At 63.8% G+C, this 16,231-nt stretch carries 18 protein-coding genes; 6 read left to right on the top strand and 12 right to left on the bottom strand.

Annotation, left to right across the window (positions count from 1 at the left end):
- Window positions 1-172: 172 nt before the first annotated feature.
- The 3 genes from AC1DYO_RS19150 to AC1DYO_RS19140 all read right to left on the bottom strand — a co-directional run bounded on the left by AC1DYO_RS19150 (window position 173) and on the right by AC1DYO_RS19140 (window position 1,775).
- On the bottom strand, window positions 173-1,207 hold the full coding sequence (locus tag AC1DYO_RS19150) for an aspartate-semialdehyde dehydrogenase (RefSeq protein WP_477265866.1): 1,035 nt from the start codon (window positions 1,205-1,207) through the stop codon (window positions 173-175).
- A gap of 106 nt (window positions 1,208-1,313) precedes the next feature.
- Window positions 1,314-1,439, bottom strand: coding sequence for a hypothetical protein (locus tag AC1DYO_RS19145; RefSeq protein ID WP_477265864.1), 126 nt, complete (start codon window positions 1,437-1,439; stop codon window positions 1,314-1,316).
- Between the two features lie 81 nt (window positions 1,440-1,520).
- Window positions 1,521-1,775: a hypothetical protein gene (locus AC1DYO_RS19140; RefSeq protein ID WP_477265862.1), complete on the bottom strand. Its 255-nt coding sequence runs from the start codon at window positions 1,773-1,775 to the stop codon at window positions 1,521-1,523.
- Between the two features lie 180 nt (window positions 1,776-1,955).
- Between AC1DYO_RS19140 and AC1DYO_RS19135 the strand changes: the two genes are divergently transcribed.
- Together AC1DYO_RS19135 and AC1DYO_RS19130 are read left to right on the top strand one after the other, a co-directional pair.
- Window positions 1,956-3,797: a DEAD/DEAH box helicase gene (locus AC1DYO_RS19135; RefSeq protein WP_477265860.1), complete on the top strand. Its 1,842-nt coding sequence runs from the start codon at window positions 1,956-1,958 to the stop codon at window positions 3,795-3,797.
- A gap of 310 nt (window positions 3,798-4,107) precedes the next feature.
- On the top strand, window positions 4,108-4,815 hold the full coding sequence (locus tag AC1DYO_RS19130; protein ID WP_477265858.1) for a DUF805 domain-containing protein: 708 nt from the start codon (window positions 4,108-4,110) through the stop codon (window positions 4,813-4,815).
- 42 nt (window positions 4,816-4,857) lie between these two features.
- Here AC1DYO_RS19130 and leuB read toward each other — a convergent pair whose 3' ends face one another.
- From leuB to leuD, 5 genes are all read right to left on the bottom strand, one after another.
- Entirely contained in the window at window positions 4,858-5,961 is a 1,104-nt protein-coding gene (gene leuB / locus AC1DYO_RS19125; protein ID WP_477265856.1) for a 3-isopropylmalate dehydrogenase, read from the bottom strand.
- Window positions 5,962-6,047: 86 nt separating this feature from the next.
- Window positions 6,048-6,398: a VOC family protein gene (locus tag AC1DYO_RS19120; protein ID WP_477265854.1), complete on the bottom strand. Its 351-nt coding sequence runs from the start codon at window positions 6,396-6,398 to the stop codon at window positions 6,048-6,050.
- 13 nt (window positions 6,399-6,411) lie between these two features.
- The gene (locus AC1DYO_RS19115; RefSeq protein ID WP_477265853.1) at window positions 6,412-6,795 is read right to left on the bottom strand and encodes a RidA family protein; all 384 of its coding nucleotides are present in this window, start codon (window positions 6,793-6,795) and stop codon (window positions 6,412-6,414) included.
- A gap of 316 nt (window positions 6,796-7,111) precedes the next feature.
- Complete coding sequence (locus tag AC1DYO_RS19110; protein ID WP_477265851.1) at window positions 7,112-8,026, bottom strand: hypothetical protein; 915 nt, start codon at window positions 8,024-8,026, stop codon at window positions 7,112-7,114.
- A gap of 71 nt (window positions 8,027-8,097) precedes the next feature.
- Entirely contained in the window at window positions 8,098-8,703 is a 606-nt protein-coding gene (gene leuD / locus AC1DYO_RS19105) for a 3-isopropylmalate dehydratase small subunit (RefSeq protein ID WP_023732857.1), read from the bottom strand.
- Between the two features lie 166 nt (window positions 8,704-8,869).
- Between leuD and AC1DYO_RS19100 the strand changes: the two genes are divergently transcribed.
- The 4 genes from AC1DYO_RS19100 (at window position 8,870) to AC1DYO_RS19085 (ending at window position 10,955) form a co-directional block, all read left to right on the top strand.
- Window positions 8,870-9,295, top strand: coding sequence for a GNAT family N-acetyltransferase (locus tag AC1DYO_RS19100; RefSeq protein WP_477265849.1), 426 nt, complete (start codon window positions 8,870-8,872; stop codon window positions 9,293-9,295).
- 369 nt (window positions 9,296-9,664) lie between these two features.
- Complete coding sequence (locus AC1DYO_RS19095) at window positions 9,665-9,979, top strand: ArsR/SmtB family transcription factor (protein WP_477265910.1); 315 nt, start codon at window positions 9,665-9,667, stop codon at window positions 9,977-9,979.
- The gene (locus tag AC1DYO_RS19090; RefSeq protein WP_477265847.1) at window positions 9,976-10,425 is read left to right on the top strand and encodes an SRPBCC domain-containing protein; all 450 of its coding nucleotides are present in this window, start codon (window positions 9,976-9,978) and stop codon (window positions 10,423-10,425) included. The genes AC1DYO_RS19095 and AC1DYO_RS19090 overlap by 4 nt, the downstream gene beginning before the upstream one ends.
- Before the next feature lie 38 nt (window positions 10,426-10,463).
- On the top strand, window positions 10,464-10,955 hold the full coding sequence (locus AC1DYO_RS19085; RefSeq protein WP_477265845.1) for an SRPBCC family protein: 492 nt from the start codon (window positions 10,464-10,466) through the stop codon (window positions 10,953-10,955).
- A 43-nt stretch (window positions 10,956-10,998) separates the two neighbouring features.
- On the opposite strand, the gene AC1DYO_RS19080 is transcribed toward AC1DYO_RS19085, so the two are convergent.
- From AC1DYO_RS19080 to AC1DYO_RS19065, 4 genes are all read right to left on the bottom strand, one after another.
- Window positions 10,999-12,165, bottom strand: a complete 1,167-nt coding sequence (locus tag AC1DYO_RS19080) for an NAD(P)/FAD-dependent oxidoreductase (protein ID WP_477265843.1) — start codon at window positions 12,163-12,165, stop codon at window positions 10,999-11,001.
- Between the two features lie 80 nt (window positions 12,166-12,245).
- Window positions 12,246-13,841 carry a sensor histidine kinase gene (locus tag AC1DYO_RS19075; RefSeq protein WP_477265841.1) on the bottom strand — a complete coding sequence of 532 codons (1,596 nt, stop codon included), beginning with the start codon at window positions 13,839-13,841 and terminating at the stop codon, window positions 12,246-12,248.
- Window positions 13,829-14,521 (bottom strand): response regulator, encoded by a 693-nt coding sequence (locus AC1DYO_RS19070; protein ID WP_477265839.1) that lies wholly within the window; start codon window positions 14,519-14,521, stop codon window positions 13,829-13,831. Before AC1DYO_RS19070 ends, AC1DYO_RS19075 begins: the two co-directional genes overlap by 13 nt.
- 2 nt (window positions 14,522-14,523) lie before the next feature.
- On the bottom strand, window positions 14,524-16,059 hold the full coding sequence (locus tag AC1DYO_RS19065) for a DUF4153 domain-containing protein (RefSeq protein ID WP_477265837.1): 1,536 nt from the start codon (window positions 16,057-16,059) through the stop codon (window positions 14,524-14,526).
- Window positions 16,060-16,231 lie beyond the last annotated feature (172 nt).

The raw sequence follows: 16,231 nt of genomic DNA, 5'->3' as shown, positions 1-16,231 counted from the left end.
GAACACCCCTCAACCGTCTCGGCGCTGCGCGCCGATCCACCTTCTCCCACAAGGGGAGAAGGTGGAGGCGGCCCGGCCGAAGGCCGAGCCCGCGACCGCGGGCCGCCGGTCGTCCGGCGCCCCCGCGGAGGGCCCGCCGCGGCAGCGGCGATACGGCCCGGGAGCGATAAACCTACGCCGCCTTCTTCTTCGGCTGGATCAGACCGCGCTCGACCAAAAGCTCGGCGATCTGCACCGCGTTGAGCGCCGCGCCCTTGCGCAGATTGTCGGAGACGATCCACATCGACAGACCGTTGTCGATGGTCGAATCCTCGCGGATGCGCGAGATGAAGGTGGCGTCTTCGCCGGCCGATTCCAGCGGCGTGATGTAGCCGCCGTCCTCGCGCTTATCCAAGACCTGGCAGCCCGGCGCTTCGCGCAGGATGTCACGCGCCTCGTCGGCGGTGATCGGCTTTTCGAACTCGATGTTGACGGCTTCCGAATGGCCGATGAACACCGGCACGCGCACGCAGGTCGCCGTCAGCTTGATCTTGGGGTCGAGCATCTTCTTGGTCTCGGCGACCATCTTCCACTCTTCCTTGGTGAAACCGTCGTCGAGGAAGACGTCGATATGCGGAATGACGTTGAAGGCAATGCGCTTGGTGAACTTCTTGACGTCGACCTGGTCGGCGACGAAGACCGCGCGGGTCTGGGTAAAGAGCTCGTCCATGCCTTCCTTGCCGGCGCCCGACACCGACTGGTAGGTGGCGACGACGACGCGCTTGATGGTGGCGAAATCATGCAGCGGCTTCAGCGCCACGACCAGCTGTGCCGTCGAGCAGTTCGGGTTGGCGATGATGTTCTTGCGCGTAAACAGCGAGATCGCGTCCGGGTTCACTTCCGGCACGATCAGCGGCACGTCCTGGTCGTAGCGGAAGGCCGACGAATTATCGATGACCACGCAGCCCTGCTTGCCGATCTTCGGCGACCACTCCTTGGAGACATTGCCGCCGGCCGACATGATGCAGATGTCGGTGTCGGAAAAATCATACTGGTCGAGCGTCTTGACCTTCAGCGTACGATCGCCGAACGACACTTCTGTGCCCTGGCTGCGCCGCGAGGCCAGCGCCACGACTTCACTTACCGGAAAACCGCGCTCTTCCAGTATGTTGAGCATTTCGCGGCCCACATTGCCCGTGGCACCGACTACCGCAACCTTGAAACTCATAAAGATCTCCTGTCCCTCTCCGCTTGGTTTTTGGAGAAAACCCGCCGGCCAATGCGGGTTTCGTCCCCCGGGCCGGACCCGGGAGAGGGTGGTTAGGCCAAGGGAATCACACCGTTTTGGTGGTGGTTTTGGCCATGGTTTTGCTGGAACGGTAAGACGCGCCGACGCGTCCGGCCAGATGATTGTGGCCGGGGAAGTCGAAGGCAAGAAGAGCCATCAAAAGGCCGCGCATCGAAAATGATCCCGTTCGATGCCGGCTTTTACGCGGTTTGCGTCAGGAGTCAATTGCGGCAAGGCACTCGCCGGGAGCATCTCAGTTTGAAACTTGACGCGATCGGCCCAACAGCGAGATGACATATGGCTCCATCTCCAGCCTACGTGCAGTCGACAAGATGCTTGCCCAGGTATCTTGCGGGTCATGGCCGGATGCAATCATGCTCGGAGCGTTGTGAAACGCATCTGCAAGCCTGCGGGCCTTCTCCAGTTGATCGGTGGCGCGAATTTCGATGAGCACGATGTGCAACATCCTCAGGATCATATCGTTGGTGACAGGCTGAATATTGGTCAATCGAAGTAGCTTTCTTTCTATGCGACCCGTGCGGTTTCTGCCTCAGTTTGCCGTTGCCCTGTACATTGGCGGCGGCAAGAAGTACGAACGGCCAAGATCGTTGGGCTTGTGGCGCTGATGGCGCTCGCCGACGGATGACCCATTGCCGGGCATACAGAATCCGAATTCCGAAAGAGTAACATGTCCAATTTTAGAGGTATCGTTCCTGCGCTGGCAGAGGCGCTGGAAAAACGTGGCTATGTCGAGCTGACACCGGTGCAGAAGGCGGTGCTGGAGCTCGGCGAAGCCGACGCGCTGGTGTCGGCACAGACCGGCTCCGGCAAGACCGTCGCCTTCGGCCTGGCTCTGGCGCCGACACTGCTGGAAGGCGCCGAGCGCTTTGGCCCGGCTGGGGTGCCTTTGGCATTGGCCGTGGCGCCGACGCGCGAACTCGCCTTGCAGGTGATGCGCGAATTGCAGTGGCTCTACGCCCCGACCGGCGCGACGGTTGCCTCCTGCGTCGGCGGCATGGACATGCGCTCCGAACGGCGCGTGCTGGAGCGCGGCGCCCACATCGTCGTCGGCACACCCGGCCGGTTGCGCGACCACATCACCCGCAATTCGCTCGACATGTCGGCGCTGAGGGCCGTGGTGCTGGACGAAGCCGACGAGATGCTCGACCTCGGCTTTCGCGAGGACCTCGAATTCATCCTCGACGCCGCCCCGGCCCAGCGCCGCACGCTGATGTTTTCGGCCACCGTGCCGCGCTCGATCGCAACGCTGGCGCAGGGTTATCAGCGCGATGCCGTGCGCATCTCGGCCGGAGGCGAGGAAAAGCAGCATCTCGACATCGAATACCGGGCGCTGAATGTCGCCTACCCCGACCGCGAGAACGCCATCATCAATGTGCTGCGCTTCTACGAGGCGAAGAACGCGCTGGTGTTCTGCAACACCCGCGCCGCCGTCAACCATCTGACGGCGCGCTTCAACAACCGTAACTTTTCGGTCGTGGCGCTGTCGGGCGAGCTCAGCCAGAACGAACGCACCCACGCGCTGCAGGCAATGCGCGATGGCCGCGCAAAAGTCTGCATCGCCACGGACGTCGCCGCGCGCGGCATCGACCTGCCCAATCTCGAACTGGTGATCCACGCCGACTTGCCGACCAATCCGGAGACGCTGCTGCACCGCAGCGGCCGCACCGGCCGTGCCGGACGCAAGGGCGTCAGCGCGCTGATCGTGCCCAACGGCGCCCGCAAGCGCACTGAACGCCTGCTGCAGAATGCTGGCCTCAAGGCGACATGGGCAAGCCCGCCCTCGGCCGACGACGTGATCAAGCGTGACGACGAGCGCATCCTTGCCGATCCAGCCTTCGACGAGCCGGTGGCCGATGACGAGCGCGGTTTCGTCGACGCGCTTCTGGCCAAGCATGGCGCCGAACAGGTGGCCGCCGCCTTCGTGCGCCAGTGCCGCGCCAGCCGCTCGGCGCCCGAGGAACTTACGGATGTCGCACCGTTCACGCCTTCGCGGGAAAGGCCGGCAGGCGAAAAGTTCGAACGCCGCGATGAGGCGCCCAGCCGCCGTGATGATTTCGGCGACAGCATCTGGTTCTCGCTGTCGATCGGACGCCGGCAGAGTGCCGAGCCGCGCTGGCTGATCCCGATGCTGTGCCGCACCGGCAACATCTCCAAGCGCGAGATCGGCGCCATCAAGATGCAGCAGGAGGAAACCTTCGTGCAGATCGCGGCCGACTGGGCCGACCGTTTCCTCACCGCCATCGGCCCCGACAAGAAATTGCAGGGCAACATCGTTGTGAAGCGCCTGGACGGCACGCCCGACCTGTCGCGCGCCGGCTACCAGCCGCCCAAGCCCGACAAGAAGCCGCATCGCGGCAAACGGCCGTTCGACGCGCCGCAAAGCACGCACAAGCCGAAATTTGAGAAGCGAGAACGCCCCGCTGGCGATGCAAAGCCTTGGGCCGGGAAGCCGAAATTCGACAAGGCTGGACCGGTGAAAAACAAGAAACCGAAGAAGCGGCCGGTTTAGTCTCAACGGAACCAAGAGGCACTCTTGTCGGGCTGGTGCCAATCGCCGAGGTCCGCGCCGCCCCTCATCGCCCTGCCGGGCACTTCTCCCCGTATATTGACGGGGAGAAGTGGCTGGCCGCAGCTTCGGCGCCCTTCTTGCATCGTTGGCGATTGGCGAAACCTTCGGTGACAGCGTCCCTCGCCCCGTTTACGGGGAGAGGATGCCGGCAGGCAGGTGAGGGGCGGCGCCGACATTGGACAGGCGAAGCCACCCCCCTTGCAGTCGGTCGCAACTTTGAACAGTCTGTGCCAACACGGGGGTGAGGCGGATGCGCGGCGAAGTTCTGCACTATGACGAGGCCCAGGGCTTCGGGTTCATCATCGGAGCGGACGGCAATCGCTATACGTTTGCGCGCGAGGACCTGCGCCGCGACACGGTGATTACCAAGGGCGCCGTGGTCGAATTCCTGCCGGCAAGCGGCCAGGCGCGCGATGTTTTCTCGATCCGCGCCCAGGCCGCCGCTTCGGCGACCGCAGCTCCCGCTGCAAGTGCCGCGTCGCCCAAGCCTGCCGCCGCTTCAGCCGCGCCGCAGCATTTCGGCCGCCTGGCTGAAGACGGCGCGGTCCACGATAGCGGCCTGCCGGGCTATTTCTGGCTGGGCCTGACGCGCAACTACATCAACTTCGCCGAGCGCGCCCGGCGCAAGGAATTCTGGGCCTACTGCCTGTTCTGGACCGTCAGCTTCATCCTGGTCGGCCTTGTCGGTGCCCTCGCCGACCAGGCGATCGGCAATTTCAACGACGGCAACGGGCCGATCGTGACGATCGGCATCTGGGGCCTGTTTGTGCTGGCGACGTTCCTGCCTTGGCTTGGGCTGATTGTGCGCCGCCTGCACGATATCGGCCTGACCGGCTGGCTGGTCCTGCTGATTTTCGTGCCGACCTTCGGCACGCTTGCCATCATCGTGTTCGGACTGATCCCTACCCAGAACCACGAAAACCAGTGGGGGCCTGTGCCGCAGGGTGTCAGGGTTTAGGCATCGTCGGTCGTCGCCCAGCGGACGTCGACCGCTACCGGATCAGCCAAGGAACTTGGCGATGATGGCATCGCCCATCGCAACCGTGCCGACTTCGGTCATGCCCTCGGACAGGATGTCCTTGGTGCGCAGGCCGTCATCGAGCACGGCGGCGATTGCGCCTTCGAGCCTGTCGGCTTCGTCGACCATGCCGAAGGAATAGCGCAGGCACATGGCGAAGGAGGCGATCATGGCGATCGGGTTGGCGATGCCCTGGCCGGCAATGTCGGGCGCCGAGCCATGCACCGGCTCATACAGCGCCTTGCGCTTCTTGGTCTTCACATCAGGCGCGCCGAGCGATGCCGACGGCAGCATGCCGATCGATCCGGTCAGCATAGCGGCGATGTCGGAGAGCATGTCGCCGAACAGATTGTCGGTGACGATGACGTCGAACTGCTTTGGCCAGCGCACCAGCTGCATGCCGCCGGCATCGGCCAGCATATGGTCGAGCTTGACGTCGGCATACTTGGCCTTTTGGGTCTGGGTGACGACCTCGTTCCACAACACGCCGGACTTCATGACGTTGCGCTTTTCCATCGACGTCACGTGGTTCTTGCGGGTCCGCGCCAGCTCGAACGCGACGCCTGAAATGCGCTCGATCTCGAACGTGTCGTAGACCTGCGTGTCGATACCGCGCTTCTGGCCGTTGCCGAGATCGATGATTTGCTTCGGCTCACCGAAATAGACACCGCCGGTGAGCTCACGCACGATCAGGATGTCAAGACCTTCGACCACTTCCTGCTTCAGCGAGGAAGACGCGGCCAGCGCCGGATAACAGATGGCGGGACGAAGGTTGGCAAACAGCTCCATGTCCTTGCGCAGCCGCAGCAGCCCGGCCTCGGGACGCACCTCGTAAGGCACCTTGTCCCATTTCGGCCCGCCGACAGCGCCGAACAGCACCGCATCGGCCGCCATCGCCTTCGCCATGTCGGCATCCGAAATCGCCGCGCCATGCGCATCGTAGGCGCAGCCGCCGACCAGGCCTTCATCGGTGGTAAAACCGCTGCCAAGCTTGGCGTTCATGGCCGCGATCAGTTTCTTCACCTCGGCCATCGCCTCGGGGCCGATGCCGTCGCCGGCGAGCAGGAGAAGATTTTTCGAAGCCATCAGAACCGTCCAATGCTGTTTGGAGAAACCGCGGCCTTGCTAAACGCCAAGCGCGCCGCATGCAAGCCTGCGGTTGGCAAGCGCAATCACCGATGCGAGAGAATATTCACCAATCGGCCGAACGGATCGCGCACATAGAAGCGGCGCACGCCCCAGGGCTCGTCGGCCGGACCGTATTCGATGGCGAAGCCGGCGGCCTTCATGGCGTCGAGCGCTGCATCGACATCATCGACCTCGATCGACAGGTCCGGAACCGGCGTTCCGGAGCCGCCTTGCGCCATGAAGCTGATCTGCACCTGCATCCGTTCGTCGGAGCCGCAGGTGACGATCCAGCCTTGATCCATCAGCACGCCGAGGCCAAGCACGTCCTGATAGAAGCGTTTCGCCGCCGCTGCGTCCTGCGTCTCGATATTGGCGACGATGCGCCGAACCGTCATGGCTTTGGCCTCCTCATGCCGTCCGCCGCAGCGCCGTGACTTCGATCTCGATCTTCATTTCCGGCTTGTTGAGCAGGCACACGATCATCGTCGCCGCCGGGCGGATGTCGCCGAAGGCCTCGCCGAGAATCGGAAAGACGACATCCACGAAGGCCTGGTCGGTGATGTAGTAGTGCGCCCGCACCACATCGGCCATCTCGAAGCCGCCGTCCTGGAGCGCCTTGGCGATGGTGGCCAGGCAATTGCGTGTCTGCGCCTCGACCGTCTCCGGCATGGTCATCGTCGCGTAGTCGTAGCCGGTGGTTCCCGACACGAAACACCAGTCGCCCTGCACCACCGCTCGCGAATAGCCGGCGGTCTTTTCGAAGGGCGAACCGGTGGAGATGAGTTTGCGCATAGGGCCTCGCGATGTTGAGGGCGTCATCCTGCGAGGAAAGAGGCAATCTGGCCATAGGCCAAAGTTCGCGGATTTACGGTGCAAAGGACTCTTTGATGCTGGCGGGACAGCGCCCCCCTCTGGCCTGCCGGCCATCTCCCCCACTTGGGGGGAGATCAGACGTCACGCCGGCTTTCGCCAATCTCCAACGTCGCAAGGCGAGCGGGGCGCCGAAGCTGCCAATCTCCCCCCAAGTGGGGGAGATGTCCGGCAGGACAGAGGGGGGCGCGAAGGATCGCAGCGTAACAGAAGGCGCGTATGCGCTGCGTCCGCGAACCTAGTTCCCCTGCGCCTTGTCCATTGCTTCCTTCACATCCGCCGGCCAGGTCTTCATGTCGGGCCAGGCCTGCGGCTGGCCATCGTCGCCGCGGCGGGCGAAGTAGAGCGTGTGCTTGGCCGGGTCGACCGCCATGAAGCCGTCATTGCCGCCGCAATCATGCGGCACGCAGCCGCTGGCATAGAAGGCGCCGGACGCGGTCTTTTCGGTGCCGCCGCCGACCAGCAGGCTGGTCGCCATGTCGGGCATGGTGTCGCCGAGCAGCGTCTTCGCCGCCTTGTAGACAGCCTCATTGTGGAAGGCATCGATGATGTTCTGGTACTTGGACGGGTCGATGTCCTTCCAGTCGGTACCCGGCTCCGGTGCGTAGGTCAGATCGCCCGAAATCGTCAGCCCTTCGGTTGGCGACCATTGCAGCGCCTGCTGCGAAGCGCCCGGCAACAGATAGGGCACGAAATAGATGGCGTTGTCGGCGACCGCCGCCGGCGGCGCTCCGCATTCGTCCTGCTCGACTGTGAGGCTTTGTATCTCGCCGCCTTCCGGCTTCCAGACGATCACCTTGGCCGGGCCGCACTGGTTGCCGCCATCGCCGACATCGACCAGCGCCACGTTGACGCCGCCGACCTTGACCACCTTGTCGAAGAACACGTCGTAATTGCTGGCCAGCTGCTTGCCGTCATAGGCCAGCACCTTTTCGCCATCCTGCTCCGGCTGGGTGATGGTCAGCTGCCCGCCCTCGAACGGGATCGGTCCCTGGTTGTCATCGTCGGCCAGGGCCGCATTGCCCTGGTCGGCGGCCCCGTCGGACGGATCGTCAGCCGGCACGAGCACCGTGTCGGTCTGTGCATGCGCGCCAGCCACCGGCATCAGCATGCACGCCAGCACGCAGGCGCCGGCAAGAAGCGAACGTGTCATGACTGTCCCTCCCGTTCAGCCGCCACGAACCCAGCCTGGAGCGGCAGGGCTATCCGTCTAGGTCGTACCGCTCAGGCCCAGGGGCGCTCGGCGGCGTTCTTCTTCTCGAACGAGGCGATGGCGCCGGCCTTTTCCATGGTCAGGCCGATATCGTCGAGGCCGTTCAGGAGGCAGTGACGCTTGAAGTCGTCGAGGTCGAAGGTGACCACGCCGCCATCCGGCCCGCGGATTTCCTTGGCCTCGAGGTCGACCGAGACCGTCGCGTTGGAGCCGCGCGAGGCGTCGTCCATCAGCTTCTCAAGGTCTTCCGGGCTGACGGTGATCGGCAAGATTCCGTTCTTGAAGCAGTTGTTGTAGAAAATGTCGGCGAACGAGGTCGAGATGACGCAGCGAATGCCGAAATCGAGCAACGCCCACGGCGCGTGTTCCCGGCTCGAACCGCAGCCGAAATTGTCGCCGGCGACCAGGATCTGCGCCTTGCGGTAGGCCGGCTTGTTGAGCACGAAGTCGGGGTTTTCCGAGCCGTCATCCAAGTAACGCATTTCGGCGAACAGGCCGCTGCCGAGCCCGGTGCGCTTGATCGTCTTGAGATAATCCTTCGGGATGATCATGTCGGTGTCGACATTGACGATCGGCATGGGGGCGGCGACGCCGGTGAGCTTGGTGAATTTTTCCATGGCTTGTTGCCCGTATTTCGTTGCGGGAGATTGCTGACGCACCGTTTACACAAAGCTGCGGGCAAATAAAAGGCAACTGTTTGTGCGTGCCCTTGGTCCATGTGACCAGCACCAGTCGGGCAAAAACAGCTTCGAAATCGTTGTCCACTGGTGCACTCTGGCTGACATGAGCGAGAATTCTCAAATCCTTTACGCCCGCGAGCCGGAGCTCGGCACTGTCGAGTTTCGCCGCGTTTTGGTGGAATCCGGGCTCGGCGACACGCGTCCCGTCGAAGACGATGCCCGGCTGCAGGCGATGCTTTCAGGCGCGAACCTGGTGCTGACGGCGCGGCTCAATGTCGAAGGCCGACCATTGATCGGCGTTATCAGGGCCATCACCGACTTTTCCTGGGTGTGCTACATTTCAGAGCTCGCCGTATCCCAATCGGCGCAAGGGCTTGGCATCGGCAAGGGCCTGATGGACGAGGCGCGCCGGCAACTGGGTCCATCGGTCGCCATCAGCCTGATCTCGATGCCCGACGCCGTCGGCTTCTATGAGCGGATCGGCATGAAGCGCATGGCCGATGCCTTCTGGTTCTCGCGCAAGCACTGACGCCAGCCAAACCAAACGCAGCGGTCCACGACCGGCGGGCAGGGTCAGTGCCGCCGGTCGTGCCATAGATGGGCAGGGTGCCGCTTGGGGCGCGCCCGATCCGTCCCGGAAAGGTCGTCCGGCGCATTCTCCAGGGGTAGCCGGCCTGCCGTTTTGGTGAGCAGGAAACCACAGGACGGCCGCCGTCGAATGCGCTTTGAACTTCCCTCGACTTGACCAATGGCTATAACCAGCAAGGCAGGCGAGGTTCTTGGGCAATGCGGAACGCTGTTTAGGACCGGGCGGAACAACGCCCTGGTGAGGCGGTCGCTTCGCTGTGACATCGCCTCTTGACATGCAACCTTTTGGTTGCATATTAAATAGATGAGCATGGATGCCGTCTTTCGCGCCCTCGCCGACCCGACACGCCGGCAATTGCTGGATAGCCTCCATGACAGGAACGGGCAGACGCTGAACGCGCTGTGCGAACGGACGGATATGACACGCCAGGCGGTGACCAAGCATCTGGCGATCCTGGAAGAGGCGAACCTCATCACCACCGTCCGCAACGGACGGGAAAAGGAGCACTACCTCAATCCCGTTCCCATCAACGAGATCGCCGAACGCTGGATCGGCAAATTCGAACGAGGACGGCTGACCGCCCTCAGCGACTTGAAGAAGCGCCTTGAAAGGGAAGAGCCATGAGCACCGCCTTCGTCTATGTGACCTATATCCGCACCACGCCAGACAAGCTCTGGGAGGCGCTGACCGAACCGGAATTCCACCTGCAATACTTCCTCGGCGCCCAGATGCAGAGCGACTGGAAGAAAGGCTCGGCGTGGAAGATGGTCTATCCCGACGGCCGTGTCACCGACAGCGGCGAGATTGTCGATGTCGATCCGCCAAGGCGCCTGGTCCTCAAATGGCGCAATGAGTTCATGCCGGACGTGAAGGCCGATGGCTACACGCATTGCACCTTCGTCATCGAGCAGGAAGGCGACATGATGAAGCTCGCCGTCACCCATGCCGCGGACGGTCCGCACCGTCTTCTGGAACATGTCGGCAATGGCTGGCCGCTGGTGCTGTCAAGCCTGAAGAGCCTGCTCGAAACCGGCAAGGGCTTGTCGCGCCCGGCATCAAAGGCGGCTTAACTCGTTTCGATAACGAAACAATCGCTAGGGAGGTTGCCATGATGCACGATCCAGTGGTGGCGCAAAGCATGACCAATGGCGAGACCATCATGGCGAGCGCCGAGATCGCCGTGCCACCGGAGCGCGTCTTCAAGGCGCTGATTACGGATGAAGTCGAGCGCTGGTGGGGCTCTTCCGAAAGCTATCGGATGGTCGATTGGACGGCCGACTTGCGCGTCGGCGGCCGGTGGCAAGTCATCGCCAGGACCATTGCTGGCAAGGACCATCCCGCTGGCGGCGAGTTCCTCGAGATCCAGGCGCCGCGCCGGATCGTGCAGACGCGGGCCTATGACTGGGACCATCCGACACTTGGCCGGCGGCAGACGACGGTGGCCTACCTGCTGGAGCCGACCGACAACGGCACACGCCTCACCATCTGCCATGGCGGCTTTGGCGGGCTGGGCGAGGCGGCGGCCGAACATGCCGAGGGTTGGGGACGGATGTTGGGATGGCTGCAGGCGTATGTCGAGGCTGGAAAACTGGCGGCATAGAGGCGCGTGCTTTCCTTCTCCCTAGGGAGAAGGAAAGGGTCACTCAAATCACATTCAATTCCCGAAACGCCCTGCCCTCGGCCACCCGTTCGTACCCAAACGCCGAGCAATCCACAGTCCGGTAGCCGCCATGCACCAAAAGCTCCGCCAGCGCCTTGCCGACCGCCGGCGCCTGCTGCAGGCCGTGGCCCGAAAATCCGTTGGCGAAGATGAAATTGCCAACTTCGGGATGCGGGCCGATCACCGCGTTCTGGTCGAGCGTGTTGTAGTCGTAGTGGCCGGCCCAGGCGCGGGTCGCCTTGATCGCCTCGAAGGCAGGGATGCGCGTCGCTAGCACCGGCCAGATCACCTCTTCGAACAGCGACCAGTCGACGTCGAAATCCCGGGGGTCGGCGGGGCCATCGCCCTCTTCCGGCTCGGCACCAGCGGTGATGTAGACCGAGCCTTCCGGCCTGAGCCAGATGCCGCTCGGGTCGACCAACAGTGGCATGTCGGCATATTTTTCGCGCGCCTCGAACACAAAGACGTTTCGCTTGCGCGGTTCGACCGGCAGAGCTAGCCCGGCCATGGCTGCCACCTTGCCTGCATTCGGCCCGGCGGCGTTGACGATGATGCCCGCCTCGAGTTTTTCGCCATTGTCGAGGGTGACGCCGGTGACGCGGTTGCCCTGCCGCTCGATGCCGGTGACATCGGCGGCGATGAAATCGATCTTTTTCGCGCGCAGCGCCTTGCGGAACAGCATCAGCATGGCATGCGCGTCGAACCAGCCCTCTCCGGTCCGGCCGTAGGCGCCGGCGCTGATGCCTTCCGTCGACAGCCACGAAAACCGCCGCGCCAGCTGGTCGGCGTCCTCGAGCACGATGTCGGCGCCCTCTGCGATCTGCGCTTCGTGGTTGGCTTTCAGGATCGGCAGCCCGGCCTCGCCGGCCAGGATCAGATAGCCGCCCTCGTGAAAGCCGATATCGGCATCCGCGCCAAAGGTTTCCTTCAGCCGCCGGAACAGTTTCAGCGTGAACTGCGACAGCCGGATGTTTTCCGGGATCGAGAATTGCTGGCGGATGGAGGCGCAGGACAGCGTCGTTGCCGCATGGGCGAATTGCGGATCGCGCTCGATCAGCGCGATCGAGCCGGAAAAGCCTTCCTCGCGCAGATAATAGGCGACCGAGGAGCCGACGATGGCTCCGCCGATGATGACGATGTCGTAGCGCACTCTTGTTCTCCGATTTGAGCATGATGCCGAAAAGTGTGAAGTCGGACGACATCATGCTCTATTTATTTCGCCTACATCCTTCACGCGGCGGGCAAGGAAATCTCGAAGCGCGTGCCGCGCCCGGAGTCAACCAGCGCGATCGTGCCATCATGCGCTTTCAGGAGGGCCAGCACGATGCCGAGGCCCATGCCGGTGCCACCGGATTCGCGCCGCGTGGTGAAGAACGGTTCGAAGATGCGCGCCCGATTGCTCGGCGAAATGCCGGCGCCATCATCGCTGACCGTAATGGTCACCTTGCCGTCGACGCCGGCTGCCGACAGCAAAACCTGCGTCGCGCCGTGCCTGGCCGAATTGTCGATCAGATTGGCAAGCACGATCGCCACATTCTCGGCCGATATCCGCAAACCAATCGCACCGCCAGCCTCGATAGTGACCGCCAACCTGCCGTCCACCGGCAGCAGTTCCAGCGCTGCATCGAGCGATGTGCTTTCGCCGCTCGGCGCCAGGTTTTCGACCCGCGCCAGGTCGAGCAGGCGTCGCACCAGCAGATTGAGCCTTCCGGCGTCGTTGACGATGTTGCCGGAAAACCGCTTGCGCTCGGCCGCGTCCATCGCCTCGCCGGAATCGCGCAGCAGCTCGGCCGCGCCCTGGATCGCCGTCAGCGGCGATTTGAGCTCATGCGAGACATGCGTGGCAAAAGTCTGGATGCTGTCGGAACGCGCCTGCAGCTTTTCGGCCATGTCGAGAAAGGCGGCGGAAAGCTCGGCCATTTCGCGCGTGCCGTGATGGTCTAGCGGCCGGATCGCGTCGCGGTCGCCGGCGGCGATGCGCCGTGTGCGCTCCATCAGCGCGTAGATCGGCCGGCTGACGGTGCGCAGGAAAACCAGCGCGATCAGCAATGTGCCGAAAAGCATGGCGATGGCAGCCAGCGTCACCTTGCCGCGTTCGCCATAGAGATGTTTGACGATGTTGTTCGGCGTCCGCGACAGATAGATCACGCCGGCCACCCGGCCATCGACTGCAACCGGCATGGCGACGAAGACCCGCACCTTGGTGCCGCGGCTGACCGAATACAGCGGTGGTGGCGGCTGATCGGGGATCCTTTGCCTGAGCGCGCTGGCATAGCGGCCGTTGAGCGCATCGCGCACCTCCTGGACATCGGCCAGGGACAGACCGATCTCGTCGCGCCCGGCAATAACAACGCCCTTGGGATCGAGCAATCGGAAGCCGGCCAGCGTGGTTTTCTGCGTGGCGTCGAGAATGCCCGACAACCGCGCGCCGATCGCCGCAAAGGCCGGATCGGTGGCGGCAGTGATGCCGGCGGGCCGGGTCGGCAGCAGATAGTCGGAGGCAAGGTCGAGGCTCGGCTCGATCGGCTGGTAGGGTGAGTCGTCGCTGCGGCTGGCATCGTCGCTTTGCGCTTCCACGGGCGCGCCGAGCTTGTCCGGGGAAATGCCGGCGTCACTGATATCCTGCGCATAAATGGCGGCAATGACGGCGCCTTGGGCGATCAACTCGCCCTCGGTCTGGCGGATCAGCTGGTTTTCATAAAGCCGGAAGAAGAACAGGCCGACCAGCGGCAGCGCCAGCACCATGATGAGGATGGCGAGAACCACCGTGGCCAGCCTTGGCCGCCATTTGGTGCCGATCCATTTGGCGTCGCTCAGGCGCCGCATCGGCCGAGCCGGAAGCCGACCCCATGCACGGTTTCGATGGCGTCGAGACAGCCCGCCGCCGCCAGCTTGGCGCGGATGTTGCGGATATGGCTGTCGACGGTGCGGTCGGCGACATGGATGTTGGCGGCATAGGCGCTGGCCACCACCAGGTCGCGTCCCAGCACATGCGCCGGCCGCGCCAGAAACCCTTTCAGGATCGAGAATTCGATCGCCGTCAGCGCCAGTGCCTTGCCGTCGAAACTGGCGCCGTGGCTGGCCGGCGTCAGGCTGAGCTTGCCATGCGCGAAATTCCGGTCGTCGGCCGGATCCGGCACGGCGCGGGCGCGGCGCAGGATGACATTGACGCGCGCCACCAGCTCACGCGGGCTGAACGGCTTCGTCACATAGTCGTCGCCACCCATTTCGAGCCCGAGGATGCGGTCGATTTCTTCGTCGCGTGCGGACAGGAACAGCACCGGCACGTCGGAGCGTTGTCTCAGCCGCCGGCAGACTTCCAACCCGTCCATCTCCGGCATGCCGATGTCGAGCACGACGAGATCGGGTTCGCGACGTTCGATGGCCTGCAAGGCGGCCGCGCCGTCTGCCACGGCCTGCGTCTTCATCCCCGCCTTTTCCAGCGCAAAGCAGATGATCTCGCGTATGTGCGGATCGTCGTCGGCGACCAGGATCTGATGCGGCATGTCTAGCGATCCGGCATGGAAGGTTGCGAGGACTGGGTAGGTGGAGGAAGCACGAGCGGGCCTCTTTTGTCGAGAACCTGCACGAGCCTCCAGCCGCGAAAGCTCCAGGCGCGCCACTTCTTCTGTTCGGCGATATAGTCGTCGGCCATCTGCAGGTCGACCACCCAGGTGGTCAGATGTCCGGTCTGATGCATGTAGTAGCGGTCCAATGCCGGCAGGGCGACAGCGCCGAACGAGCGCAGATACTCGGTATCGAGCGGGGTGCCGGAGCCGGACATCTCAAGAGAATGGTCGACATTGAAGTTGGCAATCAGGGCTGCGAAATTGATGAAGGAGCAGGCATAAAGCGTCGCCGATAGCGTCAGAAGATTGGCGGAGAACAGCCATTCGTTGGATTTTCTGAGTGCTATGCGGGCAATGATCAGCGCAAGCCCTGATGCCACCAACCCCATCCAGACGAAAGCCGCGATGCGCCAGCAGGTCAGCGCATAGACGCCGATATAGAGGTCGAGACGCAGGATCGACGAGATCACCAGCACGATGTTCTGCGCCACCCAGGCATAGACCAATCGGCGGATCAACGGATCGCCCGAGGTCTCGCTGCCCGGCCGCAGCGCGGCCAGCACGAAGCCGGCGGCCAGCAGCGCGGTGGCGATCAGCGGATAGGCGCCGCGATGCGCGTAGGCGGCGTAGCTCAAGCCGTCGGGAAGGGTGACCCCGCCCCAGAGATAGGCGGCGTCGAGCACCGTCTGCAGCGCAAACAGCGCGTTGAAGACGATCAGTGCGCGCAAGATCGCCGCCTTGCCGAAGACGATGTCCTCGATCGTCGTGGCGCGTTTGGGTTCGGCCGGCGCGACAACAGCTGCAGGCGGCGCGAGACGTGGAAGGCGGCGCAGGAAGCGCGGCAGGCGCGGCCGCAGGAAAGCCCAGACGCCAGCGAGCACGAACAGCCAGAAGACGATCCGCGCAAGCTGGATGAGATCGAGCAGCTTCATCAGGTCGATCAGCGACAGCCAGTAATCGATGACCGGATTGGCGGCGCCGAACAAAAGCAGGAACACTGCGCCCAGCGTCACCGGCATGACCCAGACGATGACTGACGCCAGGCGGATGCGGCGGCCGCCAAGCCGGCGCACCGTGCGACGCCAGCGGAAGAAGTCGCTGATAAGGCGCAGCGGCGCCGCCAGCAGGAACAGCGCGATCTGGCCGGCAATGCGGGCGATGCGGTGCTGCAGCCGTCCTGCCAGGGACAGCGCAAACACCACCAGCGCTACAAGCGCGATCGCGACCGACAGCGGGCTGACATTCTCGGCCAGCGGCAGCAGCGCGACGAACAGGCCGGCCGGCCTGAGCCATGGCTTGGTGGAATTCAGGGCGGCAGGATGCACGGCGACGACCGCACCGGCGACCATGATGGCAAACAGCAGGACGGTGATGCCAGCCGGCTGGTCATAGAAGAAAAAATCCGCCAGCGCGACGAGCAGGACGGCGATGCCGAAGCGGCTGCAAAAGGTCGGCGTATGAAAGGACGACGTCATGCGCGGACTTTCCTGATGGGCTGGATCCGGCCGACGGGCGGGCGGATAAAGGGAGCAGGCTTGCCTCAGGGCAAGGGTGGGCCTCCGGGCAAGGACGGGCCTCCGGCCGCGGCGGATCGGCAAGCCACCAGCTTTCGCTGCGCAGCCGATAAGGCAGGGACCAACGGTGGGT

Source organism: Mesorhizobium sp. P2_F5, from assembly GCF_056403715.1.
This window is presented reverse-complemented; position numbering and strand designations above follow the sequence as displayed.

Bases quoted from the DNA above. Each gene is read 5' to 3' on its own strand.
- AC1DYO_RS19095 (WP_477265910.1), top strand. From the start codon at position 9,665: ATGGATGCCGTCTTTCGCGCCCTCGCCGACCCGACACGCCGGCAATTG.
- AC1DYO_RS19110 (WP_477265851.1), bottom strand. From the start codon at position 8,026: ATGACACGTTCGCTTCTTGCCGGCGCCTGCGTGCTGGCGTGCATGCTG.
- AC1DYO_RS19135 (WP_477265860.1), top strand. From the start codon at position 1,956: ATGTCCAATTTTAGAGGTATCGTTCCTGCGCTGGCAGAGGCGCTGGAA.
- AC1DYO_RS19115 (WP_477265853.1), bottom strand. From the start codon at position 6,795: ATGCGCAAACTCATCTCCACCGGTTCGCCCTTCGAAAAGACCGCCGGC.
- AC1DYO_RS19075 (WP_477265841.1), bottom strand. From the start codon at position 13,841: ATGCGGCGCCTGAGCGACGCCAAATGGATCGGCACCAAATGGCGGCCA.
- AC1DYO_RS19065 (WP_477265837.1), bottom strand. From the start codon at position 16,059: ATGACGTCGTCCTTTCATACGCCGACCTTTTGCAGCCGCTTCGGCATC.
- AC1DYO_RS19120 (WP_477265854.1), bottom strand. From the start codon at position 6,398: ATGACGGTTCGGCGCATCGTCGCCAATATCGAGACGCAGGACGCAGCG.
- leuD (WP_023732857.1), bottom strand. From the start codon at position 8,703: ATGGAAAAATTCACCAAGCTCACCGGCGTCGCCGCCCCCATGCCGATC.
- AC1DYO_RS19085 (WP_477265845.1), top strand. From the start codon at position 10,464: ATGATGCACGATCCAGTGGTGGCGCAAAGCATGACCAATGGCGAGACC.
- AC1DYO_RS19150 (WP_477265866.1), bottom strand. From the start codon at position 1,207: ATGAGTTTCAAGGTTGCGGTAGTCGGTGCCACGGGCAATGTGGGCCGC.
- AC1DYO_RS19070 (WP_477265839.1), bottom strand. From the start codon at position 14,521: ATGCCGCATCAGATCCTGGTCGCCGACGACGATCCGCACATACGCGAG.
- AC1DYO_RS19130 (WP_477265858.1), top strand. From the start codon at position 4,108: ATGCGCGGCGAAGTTCTGCACTATGACGAGGCCCAGGGCTTCGGGTTC.
- AC1DYO_RS19145 (WP_477265864.1), bottom strand. From the start codon at position 1,439: ATGCGCGGCCTTTTGATGGCTCTTCTTGCCTTCGACTTCCCCGGCCAC.
- AC1DYO_RS19100 (WP_477265849.1), top strand. From the start codon at position 8,870: ATGAGCGAGAATTCTCAAATCCTTTACGCCCGCGAGCCGGAGCTCGGC.
- AC1DYO_RS19090 (WP_477265847.1), top strand. From the start codon at position 9,976: ATGAGCACCGCCTTCGTCTATGTGACCTATATCCGCACCACGCCAGAC.
- leuB (WP_477265856.1), bottom strand. From the start codon at position 5,961: ATGGCTTCGAAAAATCTTCTCCTGCTCGCCGGCGACGGCATCGGCCCC.